Annotated in this window: 14 protein-coding genes and 1 tRNA gene; 13 read left to right on the top strand and 2 right to left on the bottom strand. The window is 65.7% G+C overall.

The annotated features are described in order from the left end of the window. Positions 1-158: 158 nt before the first annotated feature. The 4 genes from AC16HO_RS16630 (at position 159) to AC16HO_RS16615 (ending at position 3,526) form a co-directional block, all read left to right on the top strand. Positions 159-761: an HNH endonuclease gene (locus tag AC16HO_RS16630; protein ID WP_395641948.1), complete on the top strand. Its 603-nt coding sequence runs from the start codon at positions 159-161 to the stop codon at positions 759-761. Between the two features lie 476 nt (positions 762-1,237). Beyond that, positions 1,238-1,546 (top strand): EthD family reductase, encoded by a 309-nt coding sequence (locus AC16HO_RS16625; RefSeq protein ID WP_395641947.1) that lies wholly within the window; start codon positions 1,238-1,240, stop codon positions 1,544-1,546. Between the two features lie 532 nt (positions 1,547-2,078). Beyond that, on the top strand, positions 2,079-2,474 hold the full coding sequence (locus AC16HO_RS16620; RefSeq protein ID WP_395641946.1) for an ester cyclase: 396 nt from the start codon (positions 2,079-2,081) through the stop codon (positions 2,472-2,474). 266 nt (positions 2,475-2,740) lie between these two features. Beyond that, a complete protein-coding gene (locus tag AC16HO_RS16615) occupies positions 2,741-3,526 on the top strand; it encodes a class I SAM-dependent methyltransferase (protein WP_395641945.1) in 786 nt (261 codons plus the stop codon). Between the two features lie 332 nt (positions 3,527-3,858). Here the strand turns inward: AC16HO_RS16615 and AC16HO_RS16610 are convergent, their stop codons facing one another. After that, on the bottom strand, positions 3,859-5,907 hold the full coding sequence (locus tag AC16HO_RS16610; RefSeq protein ID WP_395641944.1) for a hypothetical protein: 2,049 nt from the start codon (positions 5,905-5,907) through the stop codon (positions 3,859-3,861). Between the two features lie 167 nt (positions 5,908-6,074). Between AC16HO_RS16610 and AC16HO_RS16605 the strand changes: the two genes are divergently transcribed. The 7 genes from AC16HO_RS16605 to AC16HO_RS16575 all read left to right on the top strand — a co-directional run bounded on the left by AC16HO_RS16605 (position 6,075) and on the right by AC16HO_RS16575 (position 14,447). Further along, a complete protein-coding gene (locus tag AC16HO_RS16605; RefSeq protein ID WP_395641943.1) occupies positions 6,075-7,964 on the top strand; it encodes a chloride channel protein in 1,890 nt (629 codons plus the stop codon). Between the two features lie 757 nt (positions 7,965-8,721). Next, the gene (gene dxs / locus AC16HO_RS16600; protein WP_395641942.1) at positions 8,722-10,620 is read left to right on the top strand and encodes a 1-deoxy-D-xylulose-5-phosphate synthase; all 1,899 of its coding nucleotides are present in this window, start codon (positions 8,722-8,724) and stop codon (positions 10,618-10,620) included. Between the two features lie 125 nt (positions 10,621-10,745). Continuing rightward, positions 10,746-11,636 (top strand): cyclase family protein, encoded by an 891-nt coding sequence (locus tag AC16HO_RS16595; protein WP_395641941.1) that lies wholly within the window; start codon positions 10,746-10,748, stop codon positions 11,634-11,636. A 105-nt stretch (positions 11,637-11,741) separates the two neighbouring features. Continuing rightward, a complete protein-coding gene (locus tag AC16HO_RS16590) occupies positions 11,742-12,566 on the top strand; it encodes an alpha/beta hydrolase (RefSeq protein WP_395641940.1) in 825 nt (274 codons plus the stop codon). 65 nt (positions 12,567-12,631) lie between these two features. Next, positions 12,632-12,904, top strand: a complete 273-nt coding sequence (locus tag AC16HO_RS16585; RefSeq protein WP_395641939.1) for an acyl carrier protein — start codon at positions 12,632-12,634, stop codon at positions 12,902-12,904. A gap of 135 nt (positions 12,905-13,039) precedes the next feature. Next, positions 13,040-14,263 (top strand): beta-ketoacyl-[acyl-carrier-protein] synthase family protein, encoded by a 1,224-nt coding sequence (locus tag AC16HO_RS16580; RefSeq protein WP_395641938.1) that lies wholly within the window; start codon positions 13,040-13,042, stop codon positions 14,261-14,263. Positions 14,264-14,372: 109 nt separating this feature from the next. After that, a tRNA-Val gene (locus AC16HO_RS16575) sits at positions 14,373-14,447 on the top strand. Positions 14,448-14,645: 198 nt separating this feature from the next. On the opposite strand, the gene uvrB is transcribed toward AC16HO_RS16575, so the two are convergent. Continuing rightward, positions 14,646-16,679, bottom strand: coding sequence for an excinuclease ABC subunit UvrB (gene uvrB, locus AC16HO_RS16570; protein WP_395641937.1), 2,034 nt, complete (start codon positions 16,677-16,679; stop codon positions 14,646-14,648). A gap of 150 nt (positions 16,680-16,829) precedes the next feature. On the opposite strand from uvrB, the gene AC16HO_RS16565 reads away from it, so the two are divergent. Beyond that, positions 16,830-17,957 carry an aromatic ring-hydroxylating oxygenase subunit alpha gene (locus tag AC16HO_RS16565; RefSeq protein ID WP_395641936.1) on the top strand — a complete coding sequence of 376 codons (1,128 nt, stop codon included), beginning with the start codon at positions 16,830-16,832 and terminating at the stop codon, positions 17,955-17,957. Positions 17,958-18,026: 69 nt separating this feature from the next. Continuing rightward, positions 18,027-19,460, top strand: a complete 1,434-nt coding sequence (locus tag AC16HO_RS16560) for a phospholipase D-like domain-containing protein (protein WP_395641935.1) — start codon at positions 18,027-18,029, stop codon at positions 19,458-19,460. The last annotated feature ends 18 nt before the right edge of the window (positions 19,461-19,478 follow it).

Raw genomic sequence — 19,478 nt, 5'->3', positions numbered from 1 at the left:
GCAAACCCTGCCTGAATTCGGCTATGCTGCGAAGCCGGATACGATCGTTTGGCAGCGAATCGCCCAAGCCCGCCTGTTGGCGCCATTGGTGACACCGGATGCCGAGTCATAGATCACAAATCGCCGCGACGAAGTCCCCGAACCTCGAACTCGACCGCATGGCCCTGTTCGAACCGCGCAAGGTCAGTGACATCCACGCCACGCGCGTGCTCTCGCTCGATTCCAACGGCCGCATCCTCGACTGGATTTCGTGGCAGGACGCGGTCTGCCTCTACGTACGCGACGCCGTGTCGTGGACCTTGGGCAATCCCTGCCTGACCATCCACGGCGGCACCAGCCGCGAAACCGGCGAGCAGTCGACGCTGGACCTGCACCCGATCGTCGCCAGCCGCGGCCACGCGCGCCTGCACGCGGTCGATCCCGCGCCGGCGTTGACCAATGCCGCGCTGTTCGCGCGCGACCGCATGCTCTGCCTGTACTGCGGCGAGCACTTTTCGCGCGGCGAATTGACCCGCGATCACGTCGTGCCGCTGTCCAAAGGTGGCCGCGACTCCTGGGAAAACGTCGTCAGCGCCTGCCTCGCCTGCAACATCCGCAAGGGCAGCCACACCCCGCAGCAAGCCAGCATGCCGCTACTGGCCGTGCCCTACCGACCAAGCTGGGTCGAACACTTGATCCTGTCGAACCGCAACATCCTTGCCGACCAGATGGAGTTCCTCATGAACCATCTGCCGAAAAATCGGCGGCGGATGCAGGCTTGAACAGCGGCCGACGGTCGAAACCTCCAACCCCGTGGCGGGTGCGTAGTCGCCCAGCCAGTACGGATAGAAAATAAAGTCGATAATCGTCGTCGGCAAAAAGTTGCCTGACGGTTGTTGCCGCACCGGATCAGACGTAGCGAAACCCAAGACAGTATTAGCCGTGGCAAACTAGGGCGCTGCGCGCGCGTCGCGCACGATCGCCCGGACGAGGCCGGACAATTGCGCGCGAGTGCGGCGACGATCTTGTTTTTGTGCCGTTGCCGGGCACTCAGCCGGCGATAGCGGGAGCACCAACGGCAGCACCAACCCCGCTACCCAGACGCAGGCGTGTTTTCCCGCTTGCCTTGTGCACTGGACTTCAGTCAGGCGCCGTCCAACCCAGTGCAGCAGCCCTGCTTGACGCCCCGCAGTCCCGTAGCTACCGTCAATCTCACCCTCCGGCCCTTCGCTGGTAGGCGACAAACGGAGTACACAACATGGCAAAGCTCTTCGCGATCTACCAGCAACCCAAGGATCCGGCCGCGTTTGACAGCTACTACTTCAGCAAGCACGTCCCGCTCGCAAAGACCATCCCCGGGCTTAAGAGCTATGAGGTGACCCGAGGGGACGTCATGGGAATGGCAGGGAAGCACGGCGTCTACCTCGTCGCCGTCCTCGAGTTCGAGTCCATGGAAGCCATAGGGGCAGCTATGGCATCGTCGCAGGGTCAGGCGACCGCCGCCGACCTCGCCAACTTCGCGAGCGCAGGAGTTGACGTGATGATGGGTGAAACCAGGCTGGTCTAGCACTACCGAGGTGCTGCCTAGCCCCTTGGTCGAGCCGACCCGCTACGGCAGCCGGCGCCTGACGGCTCCAGGCGCCAATGGCTTCATGCCTTCCGCCGCCAGGCACCGTCCGCCTCTGCGGGCTGCTCACCTTGAACGTCTAGGCACCGGAAAATGCTGAGTCGTACATCCCTTAGATTTCTTGCACTACTCTTGGTCTTATCTATTCCATTTTGGATACTAGGTGCTGTATTCAGTGCCAAGTTGCCTGGATCGATACCGCTAAGTGCTCTTCAGTTCTTTGCCGTCTCCACGGCGGCCGTCCTCTCGTGTCAGGTCAACTGAATGCAGCACACTCAGTTTGGCACTTCGATGCCGATATACCGGCGGGAGGAGTCCATTCGATCAGTCAAGTGGACCGCGGCGACGGGCCGCGCTATCTTCGTACGCATCGTGGCCGCGGCCACTTACCTCAAGCGTTGGACATCACGATCAGAATTCGCGATGGCGGACCCATACCTTGATGACGCAGCATGAAGCGAGGAGAGCCCGGATGACAGTCGATCCCGCAGCAGTACGTGCGATGGTGTCCGCTTATACGGCAGCCTGGAACTCTGGCTCACCGGAGGCCGTTGCTTCCTTTTATGCCCCGGACGGGCGTATTGTCATTAATCGCGGTGAGCCTTGGGTAGATCGCAAAGGTATCGGTGAAATGGCCGCTGGCTTCTTTGCCGACGTTCCGGATCTCACACTGATATGCGAAGACGTGCGTTGCGCGGGCAATCATGTCGCATACTTCTGGACCTTCACTGGGACACATGCTGCCACGAAGAATCCACTCCGCGTTTCCGGTTGGGAGGAGTGGGATCTCAATCCGGACTTAAAGGTAGTTGAATCGCGTGGTTGGTACGACGCAGCCGAATACGAGCGGCAGACCGCGGCCCGTTAGTGATGCCCAACCCGGCGTTCAACCGGACGCGCACCCGAAGTCGTTCGCTCTCCGAGCGTTCTCGGGCGCGCCGGTTGACTTTGCGTTGGCGGACGCGCCACACCCTCACCGCTGACGCAGACGTTGATGCTCCCGGAGCAAACGGTCTGCTCTCCTGCCGCTACGGCGTGTGCGGCGGCGTAGCATCGTTGCGGCGTTGACCACCCGAACAGAACACCGCTGTAACGGTGCTTGCATCTAGCGGGCCGGATCATTGAAGGCGAAGCATGAAAGATAATCGGACTCCCAATTACGGTCTGGATGCCCCGGTGGCGGTGCGCAACATGCTCGTTGTCGCGGCGTTTGGGATCATCTCGCTGATCACGCGGCTGCTTGGCGTGTGGTCCCGGCAGGATGCTATTGCGGTGATCGCCCGGCCGTTGATGTTGGCCGGTCTGGGCTTCGGCGCGATGGCCTTGTGGATGATTTACGACAGCAAGATCGGGAAGATACGCGAGCGGGAAAGATATCTGGACAAGATCAACTGGAAAGGGCACGAGCGCGTATTGGATGTGGGGTGCGGGCTGGGACTATTTCTCATCGGCGCGGCCAAACGGCTCTCGACCGGACGCGCCGTCGGCATCGACAAATGGCAGCAGGAAGATCTCAGCGGCAACAACGCTGAGGGCACGATACGCAACGCGTTGATCGAAGACGTCGCAGATAAAGTCGAAGTGAACACCGGCGATGCGCGACACCTTCCCTTCGCTGATGCCAGCTTTGACGTGGTGCTCTCGAGCATGGCGCTGCACAACATTTACAACGCAGACGAGCGGCAGACCGCCGTGCGCGAGATCGCACGCGTGTTAGCACCTGGTGGGCGCGTGCTCATCATCGACGTACGGTACACGTCGACATACGCCGCCACGTTGCGTGACGCAGGGTTAACGGATGTGCGCTGCGTGCAAGGCGTGTTCCCGTATCTGCTGACGCTGATCACGTTCGGCTCGTTGGGATGGGGCTACGTGATCGGTACAAGAGTGATCGACAAAACATCATCGAGCGCCGCCTAACAATTCCTGTATGGACTCCCATTGCAAGTGACCGAGTAAAACACTGTTTGGCAAGCGATGCGGTTGCAGTCGTGTATACGGCCTTGGGGTGAGCGGCTTGCGCTCGGGCCAGGAGGGAATCCGACAGGACGAAGCCACACGTTCAATCGGCCACTGACGGCCAGAAGTGTTATCGGCTTACTCGCCCCGGGGCCCGACTTGCTTGCCATCGACGTTCGTCTTACCTGCAACGCGGTGGAAGGAACTCAGTGAGTTGGCCACCTACTGGCGTGGTCGGAATCGAAGCTCATGCGGTGGTGTTCGGCGGCCCACAGGCGCCGCGCGATTCCGCCTCAGTGCATTTCATCGGTTGGCTCGGGAATCGCCAGGTACACCGTACTCCAGAGTTGCGCGGCGTTGGATTCGTCGGCGTCGTTCTTGCGCTGGCCGAAGGGGCTCATGACGTAGCGGCCATCGACGTAGGTCCACGACCACAGTTCGGACGTACTCATTTTTTTTGTGGCGCGAATCACCCGCCAGAGTTCCATCTGTGCCTTTTTCAATGCGGCCCGCGTCGGTTCCGGCAGATCGCTGCGTTCGAGCTGACGCGCCAGACCTGCCGTCATCAGGGCCTGCTGCCATGACCAGACCACGGCGCCGTGATAGGCGTTGCGGCCGAGGATTTTCTGCAGGTCGGCACCGGCATAGACCGCATCGGCGACCACCATGCCCACGCCGGTCATCAGGCCGGCGGGAAACGGGCGGAAAATCGCCGCGAGGGCCGCATCCAGTTGCGCGGCATCGGGACGGCCGAACAGCAGCGCGAAGCCGTCGTCCGAATTCAGCACGGGAATCGGCTTGCCTTGTGCATCGAGGGAGAGCGCGTTGAACGTGATTTCGCCGCTTGCTGGCAGGCTGGCCAGCGCCGCTGCCGGGTCGATGCCCTGGGCCCTGGCATAGCCCGCCACGTCGGCGCGCGCGACCGCGACGGGCAGTTTGACCAGGAACAAGGGCGGCGCACGGCGCGACCAGACGGCGGCGAGCTTGTCTGCGGATGCCGCTTCGTTGCCGGTGGAGTCCGGCGGCGTCAGCCCCGCCTTGCGCAGGCGCGCGATGGCTTCGAGCGCAGCCGGCATCAGGATCGCGTTGACGTCGTAGGGGATGCGCCCGCCGGCAAGACCGATCTCGCTGTCGCGCCACTCGCCTACTTTTTCGCCGGGTTTGAGCGCCACCAGATTCGTCGCCGACGGATCGCGCGCGAACGGCCGCGCGTGCGCGAGCACGAGGGCGAAATTGCGCGCCAGCGCGGCGCCGGCGGTTTCACCGGAGTCGAGCTTGCGCGCGAGAAACGCCTTGGCGCGCGCCCTGCCGTCGGAGCTGTCCAGCAGATAGGCCGCGGCGACCGGCGCGAGCATGACGTCGCTGTCGATCATCTTGTAGTCGTAGATCGGCGCATCGCCGGCGCCCGTGCCTTCCTTGCGATGGCGAAGCACCGCGAACTCGCCGATATCCTCCTCGTGCGCAACCTGGCCGTCCGGTGAAAGACGGTTCAACACCGCGGCTAGCCCATCCTCCACCGCCAGCGGTTGCAGCGCCGGCAGCAGCAGGCGCAGCGACATCAGCGTATCGCGGCCGAAATAGGTATCGAAGCGCCACGAGCCGGCGAGGAATTTTTCTTCGTAGCTGAGAAAGCGCAGCGCGTTGCGCCCGCGCTCGTCGCTGCCGGCGTTGGAACTGAACAGCGCATCGGCCGCGAACGGCGTCAGCGGCTTCTCGCCGGTCAGCGCGCGCAGGCGCAGGCGCAGCGGTTTGCCGTCCGTCGGCCGGGTCAGCGTCCACGGCTTGCCGTTGCCGCCGGCCAGGCTGCCGTCTTCCACCGACAACGCGATCTCGTAACCGGGCGCGCCGTCGAGCCGCGTGCGCGACCAGGTCAGCGTATTGCCTTCGCGCCGCGCATGCGCTGCCGTTCCCGGCGGGTACGGGTGATCGAGCTGGTAATCGCGCAGCACACGCACGCTGCCGAGTACGGCATCACGGATGCGCAGCGGCGACGACGTGGCCAGCGTCGCCTCGGCCTCGATGCCGTGCAGCGCGCGCCCCTGCGCATCCTTCGCCTCCAGCGGTTGCACGCTCTGGAGATGCCATTGCACGGGCGTGGCCACCGGCTCGAACCAGATGCCGACGCCGCTGTTGCCGGCCGGGAACGCCGCGAGCACACGCGGCTTCAAGCCCGAGCTCAACAACAGGTGCGCGGCGACAGGCCCGTCCTGATAGAACGCGTTCTCGACATCGCCCTCGCTGATGCGGAATTGCAGTGGCTCGGCCACCGCCGGGCGCGGCGACGGTGCCATCGCTGCCAGCAGGCCCGCCAGCGCGACGGAGAAAAAACGACGAACGAACATGGCATCTCCGAAATGGACCCGACCACCGCGAACCGCGAAGCCCGTGCAATTTAGCAAATGCCGCGTCGCGAGGAACGCGTGCATTTCCGGCCGGGGTCGCATCCGCGAATTTACTGTAGCCGCGGCGAGGGTTATCCTGCACCGCTTATCCCGCATTGCAGCATGCCATGACCGGTGCATCTGTTCCTCCCCCTCGCCCGAGCGCGGCCGACCCGTTGCCGGTATCGCCCGGTCTCGGCGACGTGATGACTGCCGCGCGCATGCCGCGCAAGTCGGTGCAGTTGGACAAGCGCGTGCTGCTGATTTCGACGATCGCGATCCTGCTCGCCGCAACCTGTGCATTGATCGCGCAATGGCTGACGGCGCTGATCGGCATCGTCACCAATTTTGCCTTCTACGGCCGCTGGTCGACCGAGCTGACCTCGCCGGCGGGCAACCATCTCGGGGCCTGGGTGATCCTCGTTCCGGTCGTCGGCGGCCTGATCGTCGGCGCGATGGCGCGCTGGGGTTCGGCGGCGATCCGTGGCCACGGCATTCCCGAGGCGATGGAACAGGTGCTGCTCAACCAGAGCCGCATCCCGCCGCGCATCACGTTTCTCAAGCCGGTTTCGTCGGCGGTCGCGATCGGCACCGGCGGGCCGTTCGGTGCGGAAGGTCCGATCATCGCGACCGGCGGCGCGCTCGGCTCGCTGATCGGGCAACTCATGCACGTCACCGCGATCGAACGCAAAACCCTGCTCGCCGCGGGCGCGGCCGCCGGCATGGCGGCTGTGTTCGGCTCGCCGATTTCGGCGGTGATCCTCGCCGTCGAGCTGCTGCTGTTCGAGCTGCGTCCGCGCTCGCTGATTCCGGTCGCGCTCGCGGCGACGACGGCGACCGGCATCCGCTACGCAATGGTCGGCTCGCACGCGGTGTTTGCGATGCCGCAGGTCGCGATTCCTGGCGCCGGCGCGTTGCTGTTCTATGTCCTGCTCGGCGCGGCACTCGGCTTCATCAGCGTCGGCGTCACGCGCGCCGTTTACGCGGTCGAAGACGCGTTCGACCGCTTGCCGATCCACTGGATGTGGTGGCCGGCGCTCGGCGGGCTCGCGGTCGGCGTGGTCGGCTTTTTTGCCCCGCTGACGCTCGGCGTCGGTTACACCAACATCGAGCAGATCGTCTCGGGCGGCTTCGCGCTCAATGCGCTGATGTTCCTGTGCGCGATGAAATTCCTGTCGTGGGTGATCGCCCTCGGCAGCGGCACCTCGGGCGGCACGCTGGCGCCGCTGTTCACGATCGGCGGCGCGCTCGGCGCGGCGGCCGGCATGCTCGCCGCGCCGCTGCTGCCGCGCCTCGGCATCGATCCGCGCATCGCCGGCCTCGTCGGCATGGCGGCGATGTTCGCCGGCGCCTCGCGCGCGGTGCTCGCCTCGATCGTGTTCGCATTCGAAACCACGCTGCAACCGGCCGGCCTGCTGCCGCTGCTCGGCGGCTGTTCGATGGCCTATCTGGTCTCGTGTCTGTGCATGCGCCAGACGATCATGACCGAGAAGATCGCGCGCCGCGGCGTGCGCGTGCCGAGCGAATACGCGGCCGACTATCTCGACCAGGTGCTGGTGCGCGATTCCTGCTCGCGCGACCTCACCGTGCTGAACGCCGCCGACGATCTCGGCAGCGTGCGCCGCTGGCTCGCCTCGGGCGACGCCAAGGCGCAATTCCTCGGCTATCCGGTGCTCGATCAAACCGGCAACCTGCGCGGCATCGTCACCCGCCGGCAATTGCTCGATGCGCAGAATGCCGATGCCAAAGGCGTGGGCGAGCTGCTTCCGACGGCACCGATCATCGTCTTCGAGGACAATTCGCTGCGCGAAGCCGCCGACCACATGGTCGAGGAAAAAGTCGGCAGCGTCGCCGTCGTCACGCGCGAGGCGCCGCAAAAAATCGTCGGTGTGCTGACCCGCGGCGACCTCGTCACCGCGCACACGCGCCGCCTGAGCGAAGCGCGCGATGCGAACCGGCAGATCCGCGTGCGCCAGGCAATTCGCGAGCGGTTGCGCAGGACTCCGGACGGCGGTTGAAGCCTGTCGGCTAAGCGCCTCGCAATACCGCCAGCCGACTCTGCAGCGCCCTGTTCGCCGAGCGCATTGCGCTGACTCAAGTCAAAACCGCGCGTAACGATCAACTGCGCAATACGCCTGCCGAGCAGACGCTCGCCGGTGCGCAGGAAAGGCGCAGTACGCACATGCGCGAGAACGACGGCTTTGCCACAGAAATGGAATGCAGCGCCCCGCACGCCGCGGATCGCCACGAAAAAACGCAACGTTGACCACGCCGTCAGCGACGATGAGTGCCAGCGGCGGCAGGGCCAGCTTCCAGGTATGCGGGCCGGCGAGAATCGAAAAATCCGCCAATTGAAGGCAAAGGCAGCCAGCACCAGGCAGATGCCGGCGAGGACCAGCAGCGAGAGCAGGAAGAACTTTGCCGCCTGCCACGGCCGGCGATATTCGTGAAAGGTATCGTGCAGGATGCGCAGAACGAGCACGCGCACGCCTTCGAACGGGATCAACACGACCAGACCGTCCAGCCACTCGTTCGAGTCGTCCCATCGTGGCTGCACGGCCCAGCGGGCGAGGCCGGCGACGACGAGCGTCGGCACGATCAGGCCCGGAACGAGCGCCCGCCAGTCCGTTCGTGCCGCGATCGCCGCCATGCGCGCCCCTCCCCGGCGGCCGCCAGCATAAATCCCGCGTTTCGCCATGGCGAGCGCCCCTGCCCCGGTCAACTTGCCGCTGATGACGCAATGAACGAAAATGCTTGATTGGACAAGATATTCCCATGATCGATTCTCAACACTACCCGCGCCTTTCGCGCATCGCCTCGCCGACCGATCTGCGCAAGTTCGACGAAGCCGAGCTGCCTGAAATCGCGCGCGAGCTGCGCGAATACCTGATCGAGCAGGTCGCCGGCGTCGGCGGCCATTTCGGCGCGGGCCTGGGCGTGGTCGAGCTGACCGTCGCGCTGCACTATTTGTACGAGACCCCCGCGGATCGCCTGGTCTGGGATGTCGGCCACCAGTGCTATCCGCACAAGATCCTGACCGGGCGCCGCGATCGCATCCACACGATCAAGCAGAAAGACGGCCTCGCGCCGTTCCCGCGCCGCGACGAGTCGCCGTACGACACCTTCGGCGTCGGCCATTCTTCGACTTCGATCTCGGCCGCGATCGGCATGGCCGTGGCCGCCCAGCGCAAAGGCGACGCGCGCAAGATCGTCGCCGTGATCGGCGACGGCGGCCTGACCGGCGGCATGGCCTACGAGGCGCTGCACCACGGCGGCGATCTCGACACCGATGTGCTCGTGATCCTCAACGACAACCAGATGTCGATCAGCGAGAACGTCGGCGCGCTGCCGAAGATGCTCGCGCGCCTGATGACCAGCCGCACGCTCAACGCGATGCGCGAGCGCGCGAAGAACAGCATGCGCCGGCAGGGGTTCCTGTGGCGTTTCTTCAAGCGCTGGGAAGAACACCTGAAAGGGATGTTCGTGCCCTCGACCCTGTTCGAGGAATTCGGCTTCCACTACTTCGGTCCGATCGACGGCCACGACCTGCCGCAGCTGCTGCATGCGCTGAAGACGCTGAAGGAACTCAAAGGCCCGCAGTTGCTGCACGTGATCACGACCAAGGGCAAGGGTTACGCGCCGGCCGAGGCGCAACAGATCGACTATCACGCGGTCGGCCCGTTCGACCCGGTCAAGGGCCTGGTCAAGAAGGCGCCCGGCAAGCTGACCTACACCGACGTGTTCGGCGACTGGCTGTGCGAGCAGGCACGCGCGGACGAGCGCCTGCTCGCGATCACGCCGGCGATGCGCGAAGGCTCGGGCCTGGTGCGCTTCTCCAAAGAATTCCCGCAGCGCTACTTCGACGTCGGCATCGCCGAGCAGCACGCGGTCACGCTCGCCGCGGGCATGGCCTGCGAGGGCGCCAAGCCGGTGATCGCGATCTACTCGACCTTCCTGCAGCGCGCCTACGATCAGGCGATCCACGATGTCGCGGTCCAGAATCTCGACGTCACCTTCGCGCTCGACCGCGCCGGCGTCGTCGGCCCGGACGGCGCGACGCACGCGGGCAGCTTCGATCTGTCCTACCTGCGCTGCATCCCCAACGTCATCGTCGCCGCACCGAGCGACGAGAATGAATGCCGCCGCCTGTTGACCACGGCATTCCTGCACGACGGTCCGGCCGCCGTGCGCTATCCGCGCGGCACCGGCCCCGGCGCGAAGATCGACTCCGGTTTGGAACCGCTTCCGGTCGGCAAGGGCGAAGTGCGCCGGCGCGGCGCGAACCTCGCGATCCTCGCCTTCGGCAGCCCGCTCGCTGCCGCGCTGAATGTCGGCACCGAACTCGGCGCGAGCGTGGTCGACATGCGCTGGGTCAAGCCGCTCGACGAAGCGTTGATTCTCGAACTCGCACGCACGCACGACGCGATCGTCACCGTCGAGGACAACGCGATCGCCGGCGGCGCCGGCAGCGCCGTGGCCGAGTTCCTCGCCGCGCGCAACGTGCAGGTGCCGCTGCTCCATCTCGGCCTGCCGGATGCGTATCTCGAACACGCCAGTCGCGAGCAATTGCTCGCCGAAGCCGGCATCGATGCGGCCGGCATCCGTGCCGCGATTCTCGAGCGCTGGCCGCGTCCGGCGCCGAAGCTCGTCGGCGAGATCCGCAGCGCGGTCTGATCCCCGCGCCGCGGCGGGCGCAGAAGATTTCTGGCCCGCGCAGCCCCGCCCATGGCCCGGATCGGTCGCGGCGCGGCGCGGCCGTTGCGCTATGCTGCGTCGACCTTCGCAAGCTTTTGCCGCGCATGGCTCACCGCGTCCAGTTCGACTTCGAGATCGACTTCACCAACGGCGGCGGCATCCAGGGCCAGGATTTCCGCCTCGACATCGCGGGCGACGACATCTCCGACCGCGAACTTGCGGACTACCTCGTCGCCGATCTGCGCCTGCTCATGGTCGGCGCGGTGCGCATCCTCGACAAGCGCATCATCTCCGAGGCGCACAAGCGCGAGCCGATCGATGCACCGCGGCTGTCGCGCTTCATCGACCTCAGCCACACGATCGAACATGGCCTGGTCACCTACAAAGGCTTGCCCGCGCCGATTGTCTGCGACTATCTGAGCCGCGAGGCGTCGCGCGCGATCTACGCATCGGGCACCGAGTTCCAGATCGGCAAAATCGAGATGGTGACGAACACCGGTACCTACCTCGACTGCCCGTTCCATCGCTACGCGGACGGCAAGGATCTTGCCGAAATCGCGATTGCGGCGATGACCGACCTCGACGCGATTGTCGTGCGCGCGCCGCACACGCCCGCGCAGGCGATCGACGCCGAGGTGTTCCGCGAGCGTGAGATCCGCGGTCGCGCCGTACTCGTGCATACCGGCTGGGACGTGCACTGGAACACGCCACGCTACTACGAGGGCGGGCCGTTCCTGACCGCGGCGGCGGCGCGGTACCTGCGCGACTGCGGCGTGTGCCTGGTCGGCATCGACGCGCACAACATCGACGACACGCGCGGCGGCGAGCGGCCGGTGCATTCCACCCTGCTCGGCGCCGGCATCCTCATCGTCGAGCACCTGTGCAATCTCGGCGCGCTGCCGGACGAGGGCTTCGCCTTCAGCGCAACGCCGCCGAAATTCAGGGGAGTCGGCACGTTCCCGGTCAGGGCAATGGCCAAGCTGAGGCGCGCCTAGACACGCAAAGACCACCGGGAACGCCAGCGGACGAGCGCATTTGCGTCGCGATCCGGTAAAATTCCGTAAAGCGCCCCTTAACGCCCCGGGCGCGACACTCCGGACATGATAAAAAACGTCGAATACCTCCTGCCCGGCGGCCGCTCGGGCGTGCTGCTCATCCATGGCCTGACCGGCACCCCGACCGAGATGCGGTTCGTCGCCAAGGGCCTGCAGCGCCACGGCTTCAGCGTCTACGGCATGCAGCTCGCCGGGCATTGCGGCGACGAAGCCGATCTGCTCGCGACCGGCCGCAGCGAATGGTTCCAGAGTGTGCGCGAAGCAGCCGACAAGTTCGCCGCGCAAGTCGATCACCTGTTTGTCGCCGGCCTGTCGATGGGTGCGCTGCTCGCATTGCGTCTCGCCGCCGAGCGCCCGCAACAGGTCGCGGGACTCGGCCTCTACGGCACGACGTTCCGCTACGACGGCTGGACGATACCGTGGTACGGCAAGCTCTCGTTCCTGCTGCCGATGGCGGTCAGCGTCGGCATCGGCCGGCACGCCAGGTTCCACGAGCAGTTTCCGTACGGCATCAAGGACGAGCGCATCCGCCAGCGCATCGCCGGCGCGATGCTCAGCGGGGCGAGCGACGAGGCCGGTCTGCCCGGCAACCCGTGGCCCTCGCTGGCCGAGTTCTATCGCCTGTCCTGGCGCGTGCGCAAGCTGCTGCCGCAGGTCAAGGCGCCCGCGCTGATCATGCACGCCAAGGAGGACGACGTCGCCAGCCTGGCCAACGTGCATCGCGCGGAGCGCGGCCTCGGCGGGCCGTACGAGACGGTGATCCTCGACAAGAGCTACCACATGATCACGGTCGACCAGGAACGCGACGTCGTCATCGAGCGCAGCGCCGCGTTCTTCAAACGCATCGCCGAAGGCAAGCCGGCGGCCTGATCGGTCGGCATTCAGTCCACGCGAAGCGCTTGCGTTATCATTGCCGCAACTACGGAGACCTTCTCATGAGCCAAGTCCAGGACGCCGTCTTCGGCATCATCGCCAAGGAAGCGAACATCGACGTAAGCAAGATCACGCTCGACTCGACCTTGAAGGACCTCGAAATCGCCTCGCTCGATGCGGTGCAGATCATTTTCGAGATCGAGGACCACTTCAAGATCACGATGCCCGACCGCGACCCGAATTTCGATACCGAATCGGTGCGCGGCCTGGTCGAGGCGGTCGACAAGCTCGTCGCCGAAAAACCGGCGGGTACCGCGCCGCCGGCGGCCGGCTGAAAAGTCGAAGAGCTGAGCAAAGCTTTACCACGAAGACACGAAGGCCACGAAGAAGAGCAACGAAGTATTCTCTGTTTTTCTTCGTGATCTTCGTGTCCTCGTGGCACCTCCTTTGACCTTTCCATTTTCCGTTCCATGAGCCACCCAAGACGTGTCGCCATCACCGGCATGGGCGCGATCACCGCGCTCGGCCATACCGCCGCCGCCACCTGGGCTGCGCTGAGCGAAGGACGTTCGGGCATAGGCCCGATCGAGACCATCCCGACCGAACTGCTCAACGTCAAGATCGCCGCGGAAGTGCGCGGCTTTGATCCGGCGGCACACATCGACAGCAAGAAGCTGCCGCTGCTCGACCGCGTCTCCCAGTTCGCCCTGGTCGCGGCGCGCGAGGCGGTGGCCCAGTCGGGCCTCGACTTCCGCGTCGGCGGTCGTGGCGAACGCAGCGCCTGCATCGTCGGCAGCGGCATCGGCGGCGAAGGCTCGCACAACGAGCAGTCGCGGCGCTTCTACGCCGACAAGAACCCGCGCCTGCACCCGCTCACGATCCTGCGCGTCATGGCCAACGCGCCGGCCTGCCACATCGGCATCGAGTACGGACTGACCGGACCCACGTTCGCCGTGGTCAGCGCCTGCGCCTCGGCCAACCACGCGATGAGCCAGGCCGCGGACATGATCCGCAGCGGCAAGGTCGAGTTCGCCGTAACCGGCGGCACCGAAGCCTGCGTCACCGTGCCGACGATGAAGGCGTGGGAGGCGATGCGTGTCACCGCCGACGACACCTGCCGGCCATTCTGCAAGCAGCGCCGCGGCATGGTGCTTGGCGAAGGCGCGGGCATCTTCGTGTTCGAGGAATACGAGCACGCACGCAAGCGCGGCGCCGTGATCCTTGCCGAATTCGCCGGCAGCGGCACGACCGCCGACGCGGCCGACATGGTGTTTCCGTCCGAGGTCACCGTCGCGCGCGCGATGCAGAACGCGCTCACCGATGCCGGCCTCAACCCCGAAGACGTCGGCTACATCAACGCGCACGGCACGGCGACGCCGGCGAACGATCCGACCGAGTCCAAGGCGATCCGGCGCGCGTTCGGTGCGCATGCCGACGTGCTGGCGGTATCGTCGACCAAGTCGATGCACGGCCATGCCCTCGGCGCGGCCGGCGCGCTCGAGATGATCGCTGCGATCGGCGCGCTGCGCCACGGAATCCTGCCGCCAACCATGAACTTCATCGACCCCGACCCGGCCTGCGACCTCGACTATGTGCCCAACGTAGCGCGCGAAAAAGCGGTCGCCGCGGTGCTGAGCAATTCGTTCGCGTTCGGTGGGCTCAACTCGGCAATCGCCTTGAAAAAGGCCGGCTGAGGCGCCGACTGCGCCGTCTGCAAGACGACGAAAAAGGTTGCCGAACCCCAGCCGTTCCGTTATTCTTGCGCCCCCTTGCCGGAACCGGCTTGCGGCGCAGCTACGAAGTGGGCAGTTAGCTCAGCGGTAGAGCATCACCTTGACATGGTGGGGGTCACAGGTTCGATCCCTGTACTGCCCACCACTTCGTACGCAGCCTCGCGGCCCGCAATCGGGCCGATTCTCCACGTCTGCTTGCAACGCAATCGATCGTCCGGACCGGCGGCGGCCCCACCATCCATCCCACTAGCTTCCTCCGTTCGCTTCACCCAAACCTGCTCTCGCCACCGCGCATCGGCGGCGCACGGCATCGGGCGCCTGGTTCGCCGCGTTCGCGGCGGGATTAGCTCAGCAGACCGAGCGCCTTCACGCGCTGCAACTCGTCGCGCACGCGCGCGGCTTCCTCGAACTGAAGATCCTGCGCGAGCTTGTACATCTGCGCTTCGAGCTTCTTGAGCTTGGCCGCGAGCTGGTCTGGCGACAGCGCGGCATAGTCGGCCGCTTCCTCCGCAATGGCGAACGCGCGCTGCTTGCCGCGCTTGCCGCCGGCACGTTCCGCTTCGGCATCGGCGCGCGCGCCTTCCATGATGTCGGCGATCTTCTTCACCACCGACTTCGGCGTGATGCCGTGTTCGAGGTTGTAGTCGATCTGCTTCTGCCGGCGCCGATCGGTTTCCTCGAGCGCGCGTTTCATCGAGTCGGTGATGCGGTCGGCGTAGAGGATGGCCTTGCCGCGCAGGTTGCGCGCGGCGCGGCCGATGGTCTGGATCAGCGAACGGGTCGAGCGCAGATAGCCTTCCTTGTCCGCGTCGAGGATCGCGACCAGCGACACCTCGGGCATATCGAGGCCTTCGCGCAGCAGGTTGATGCCGACGAGCACGTCGAACTTGCCCAGGCGCAGATCGCGCAGGATTTCCACGCGCTCGACCGTCTCGATGTCCGAGTGCAGGTAGCGCACGCGTACGCCGTGTTCCTCGAGGTAGTCGGTCAGGTTCTCGCTCATGCGCTTGGTCAGCGTGGTCACGAGCACGCGATCGCCGATCTTCACGCGTGCGTGGATCTCGCCAAGCAGATCGTCGACCTGGGTGCGCACCGGACGGATCTCGACCTCGGGATCGATCAGCCCGGTCGGCCGCACCACGAGTTCGACCACGTTGCCCTGCGAATGATTGACCTCGTAGTCGGCCGGCGTCGCCGAAACGTAGATCGTGCGCGGCTCGCGCGCGACGAACTCGTCGAACTTTAGCGGCCGGTTGTCGAGCGCCGAGGGCAGGCGAAATCCGTACTCGACCAGATTTTCCTTGCGCGAGCGGTCGCCCTTGTACATGGCGCCGAGCTGCGGCACGGTGACGTGCGATTCGTCGATGACGAGCAGCGAATCCGGCGGCAGGTAATCGAACAGCGTCGGCGGCGGCTCGCCGGGCTTGCGTCCGGTGAAGTGGCGCGAATAGTTCTCGATGCCGTTGCAGAAACCGATCTCGGCCATCATTTCGAGGTCGTACTGGGTGCGCTGCTGCAGGCGCTGCGCCTCGACCAGCTTGTTCGCCTTGTACAACTGGTCGAGGCGTTCCTTGAGTTCGGGCTTGATCGTCTCGATCGCGTCGAGCACGCGCTTGCGCGTGGTCACGTAGTGCGTGGCCGGATAGATCACGCAGCGCGGCTGCTTGCGCAGCACCGCGCCGGTGAGTGGATCGAACACCGAAATGTTCTCGACCTCGCCGTCGAACAGTTCGATGCGGATCGCGTCGAACTCGCTCTCGGCCGGGAACACGTCGACCACGTCGCCGCGCACGCGGAACGAGCCGCGATGCAGTTCGTAGTCGCCGCGCTCGTACTGCAATTCGGTCAGATGGCGGATCAGCTCGCGCTGGTCGACGCGCTCGCCGCGCGCGAGGATCAGGCGCATCGACAAGTAGTCCTCGGGGTCGCCGAGGCCGTAGATCGCCGACACGGTTGCCACGATCAGCGCATCGGGCCGCGACAGCAGCGCCTTGGTCGCCGACAGGCGCATCTGCTCGATGTGCTCGTTGATCGACGAATCCTTCTCGATGTACGTATCGCTGGCGACGACGTAGGCCTCGGGCTGGTAGTAGTCGTAGTAGCTGACGAAGTACTCGACCGCGTTGTTCGGGAAAAACTCCTTGAACTCGCCGTAGAGCTGCGCGGCCAGCGTCTTGTTCGGCGCAAGCACGATCGTCGGCTTCTGGATCTGCTGAACGACGTTGGCGATCGTGAACGTCTTGCCCGAGCCGGTGACGCCGAGCAGAGTCTGGTTCGCGAGGCCGTCGTTGAAGCCGGCGACGAGGCGGCGAATCGCCTCGGGCTGGTCACCCGACGGCTGGAACGGGGAAACGAGTTGGAAACGGTCGGCGGACATGCGGACAAGGTGCGGACGAAAGCGCGATCCGCAAGTGTAATCCAGCGCGGCGAAGCGAGTCGTTACAAACAATGCGCTGCTGACACGCGGCGGCAGCAGTATTGTAGGATGCGATGGGCTCCCGCCATCGTCACCATCCGGATCGCCGCCATGAAATCACGCACCTCACACGGCCAGCACACCCTCGGCCGCGAGTATTTCGTCTCGGACGAAATCTGGCGGGCCGAGCACGACAACATTTTCTACCGCTCCTGGATGCTCGCCGGCCACGTCTCGCAACTCGAACAGCCGGGCAGCTACTTCCTGTTCGAACTCGGCAGCGAAAGCGTGGTCGTACTGCGCGACCACGATGGCGGACTGCGCGCATTCCACAACCATTGCCGGCACCGCGGCAGCAAGCTCTGCCGCGAGGCGCAGGGTACGCTCGGCAAGACGATCCAATGCCCCTATCACGCCTGGACCTTCGGTCTCGACGGCGCGCTGCGCGGCGTGCCGACGATGACCGAAGTCGCCGGCTTCGATCCGGCCGACTATCCGCTGCACACTGCGGCACTGACGAACTGGGAAGGCTTCCTGTTCGTAAACCTGTCGTGCAATCCGCAGCCGTTCGCCGAAGCGCTGCCCGGCCTCGCCGACCGTTTCCGCCAGTGGCGCGGGCCCGAACTGCGCGCGGCCGCACGGCGCGAATACGAGGTCGACGCGAACTGGAAGCTGATCTTCCACAACTTCAGCGAGTGCTACCACTGCCCGCTGGCGCATCCGCACCTGAACAAGCTCACGCCATTCCGCAACTCCGAGAACGATCTCGACGAAGGGCCCGTGCTCGGCGGCCCGATGTGGATGAGCAACCGCGACGGCAGCATGACCATGGGCGGCGAACGCTGCGCGCCCGCACTGCCCGGCATCACCGAAGCGGAACGCGGCAAAGTATACTATTACAGCCTGTTCCCGAGCGGCTTCCTCTCGTTTCATCCCGACTACGTGATGATGCACCGCGCCCTGCCGCTGTCGAAGGACCGCACGCGCGTGGTCTGCGAATGGCTGTTCCATGCCGACGCGATCGCGGCGCCCGGATTCGATGCGAGTCCCGCGGTCGAATTCTGGGACCTGACCAACCGTCAGGATTGGGAATTGTGCGCCAACGCGCATCTCGGCGTGACTTCGCAGGCCTGGCAGCCGGGGCCGTATTCCGAACTCGAAAGCCAGCTCGCCGCGTTCGACCGCCAGTACCTGCGCACGCTGGGCGAAAACGCCTCCGGTGCGCGCCGCGCGGGCTGAGCACACGCCGCGACCGGGCCGGGCGGGAAACTACCGCCGCATCGCCGCGACCCGTAGAATCAGCGCGGCATGTCTTCGCTTGTCGATCCCTCCGCCGCAGCGCGCTCCGCGCAAAACCTGACCGCGCACGCGTTCGAACGTGCTACCGGCGCGACCCTGAGCGCGGGCAACGCGCTCGACCTTCTGATCGATGCGCGTGCGAATTTCGATCGCTGGCTGGCCGCGATTCGCGCGGCCCGGGCCAGCATCCTGCTGGAAAACTACATTGTCGCGGACGATGCGGTCGGCCGCGAATTCCTGGCCGCGCTGAGCGAGCGCGCCGCGGCTGGCGTGCGCGTCTGCGTGATCCGCGACTGGCTCGGCTGCGTCGGCAATTCCAAGCCATCGTTCTGGCGGCCGTTGACCGACGCCGGCGGTGAAGTGCGCGCCTACAATCCGCCGCGCTTCGACAGCCCGTTCGCCTGGCTCGGCCGCGATCATCGCAAACTGCTCGTCGTCGACGGCGGGATCGCCTTCGTCTCCGGCATCTGCGTCGCGCAGAAATGGCTCGGCGACCCGACGCGCGAGATTCCACCCTGGCGCGACACCGGCATCGCGATGCGCGGGCCGGCATGCGCTGAAATCGCGCGTGCATTCGCCGACAACTGGGCCCAGCTCGGAACGCCGCTCGCGCTCGACATGCGCACGCCCGGAGCTGCCGGCGACATCGGCCTGCGCGTGATCGCGACCACGCCGAACCGTGCCAGTGTCTATCGCACCGATCTGTTCGTCGCCGCGATGGCGCGCAAGACGTTGTGGCTGACCGATGCATATTTCGTCGGCTTCGCGCCCTATGTCCAGGCGCTGTGCGCGGCTGCGCGCGACGGTGTCGACGTGCGCCTGCTCGTGCCCGGAACGAGCAACCTCAAGCTCGTCGCGCGCTTCTCGCATGCCGGCTACCGTCCACTGCTCGAGGCCGGGGTAAAAGTATACGAGTGGAACGGCTCGATGCTGCATGCCAAGACCGCAGTGGCTGATGGACGCTGGGCGCGGGTCGGTTCGAGCAACCTCAATATTGCCAGCTGGCTGACCAATTGCGAGATCGACGTCGCGGTCGAGGACGAGGGTTTCGCGCAGAAAGTGGCGGCGCAGTACGAGGCCGATCTGCGCAACGCGACCGAAGTCGTGCTCGACGATCGCACCCGGCCCACGCGCTCGCCCGCGCGCCGCATGCGCGTGGGCGGCGGCAGCTCGAGCCGCGCCGCCGCGAGCACGCTGCGCCTGGTCAACACGGTCGGCGCGGCGATCGGCGGCCGCCGCCTGCTCGGCGGCGCCGATGCCGGCCTGTTGCCACCGGCCGCGCTGCTGCTGATCGTCGTCGCCACGCTGGCGGCGATCTGGCCGCGCCTCGTCGCGTGGCCGCTGGCGCTGCTTACATTCTGGATTGGCGCGAGCCTGCTGTTGCGCTGGCGCAAGCTGCGGCGCGAGCGCGGCAAGGTTGGCGCAGGCAAGTCGGCAGGGTAACCTTGCCGCACCGCCTGT

It is taken from the genome of Rudaea sp., from assembly GCF_057139185.1.
Note: the sequence above shows the minus strand (reverse complement) of the source record. Positions and strands in the feature narration are given on the sequence as shown.

Excerpts from the sequence above, each read along its gene's own strand:
- AC16HO_RS16615 (WP_395641945.1), top strand. The coding sequence starts at position 2,741 with ATGAAAGATAATCGGACTCCCAATTACGGTCTGGATGCCCCGGTGGCG.
- AC16HO_RS16585 (WP_395641939.1), top strand. The coding sequence starts at position 12,632 with ATGAGCCAAGTCCAGGACGCCGTCTTCGGCATCATCGCCAAGGAAGCG.
- AC16HO_RS16630 (WP_395641948.1), top strand. The coding sequence starts at position 159 with ATGGCCCTGTTCGAACCGCGCAAGGTCAGTGACATCCACGCCACGCGC.
- uvrB (WP_395641937.1), bottom strand. The coding sequence starts at position 16,679 with ATGTCCGCCGACCGTTTCCAACTCGTTTCCCCGTTCCAGCCGTCGGGT.
- AC16HO_RS16625 (WP_395641947.1), top strand. The coding sequence starts at position 1,238 with ATGGCAAAGCTCTTCGCGATCTACCAGCAACCCAAGGATCCGGCCGCG.
- AC16HO_RS16605 (WP_395641943.1), top strand. The coding sequence starts at position 6,075 with ATGACCGGTGCATCTGTTCCTCCCCCTCGCCCGAGCGCGGCCGACCCG.
- AC16HO_RS16580 (WP_395641938.1), top strand. The coding sequence starts at position 13,040 with ATGAGCCACCCAAGACGTGTCGCCATCACCGGCATGGGCGCGATCACC.
- AC16HO_RS16610 (WP_395641944.1), bottom strand. The coding sequence starts at position 5,907 with ATGTTCGTTCGTCGTTTTTTCTCCGTCGCGCTGGCGGGCCTGCTGGCA.
- AC16HO_RS16565 (WP_395641936.1), top strand. The coding sequence starts at position 16,830 with ATGAAATCACGCACCTCACACGGCCAGCACACCCTCGGCCGCGAGTAT.
- dxs (WP_395641942.1), top strand. The coding sequence starts at position 8,722 with ATGATCGATTCTCAACACTACCCGCGCCTTTCGCGCATCGCCTCGCCG.
- AC16HO_RS16560 (WP_395641935.1), top strand. The coding sequence starts at position 18,027 with ATGTCTTCGCTTGTCGATCCCTCCGCCGCAGCGCGCTCCGCGCAAAAC.
- AC16HO_RS16590 (WP_395641940.1), top strand. The coding sequence starts at position 11,742 with ATGATAAAAAACGTCGAATACCTCCTGCCCGGCGGCCGCTCGGGCGTG.
- AC16HO_RS16595 (WP_395641941.1), top strand. The coding sequence starts at position 10,746 with ATGGCTCACCGCGTCCAGTTCGACTTCGAGATCGACTTCACCAACGGC.
- AC16HO_RS16620 (WP_395641946.1), top strand. The coding sequence starts at position 2,079 with ATGACAGTCGATCCCGCAGCAGTACGTGCGATGGTGTCCGCTTATACG.